General features: G+C 67.0%; 1 protein-coding gene. It reads left to right on the top strand.

Features of this window, described 5'->3' with window-relative positions:
• On the top strand, positions 1 to 227 hold a 227-nt coding region (locus ADL03_RS09445), incomplete at both ends, for a DDE-type integrase/transposase/recombinase (protein ID WP_157528403.1).

The following is a 227-nucleotide window of genomic DNA, read 5'->3' as shown; positions in this document are numbered from 1 at the left end:
GTGACGCCTTCTCCAACCGGATCGTGGGCTGGAAGACCAGCGACCGCTGCGACACCAGCCTCGTGCTCGGCGCCCTGGAGTACGCGATCTGGTCCCGCGGCGGGCAGCTGATCCACCACAGTGACCGCGGCTCGACCTACACCTCGATTCGCTTCGCGCAACGCCTGGCGGACATCGGAATTCTGCCGTCGATGGGCTCGGTCGGCGACTCCTACGACAACGCGCTG

Origin of the sequence: Nocardia sp. NRRL S-836 (genome assembly GCF_001279525.1) — a bacterium.
In the GTDB taxonomy this organism is placed as follows: domain Bacteria; phylum Actinomycetota; class Actinomycetes; order Mycobacteriales; family Pseudonocardiaceae; genus Lentzea.
This window is presented reverse-complemented; position numbering and strand designations above follow the sequence as displayed.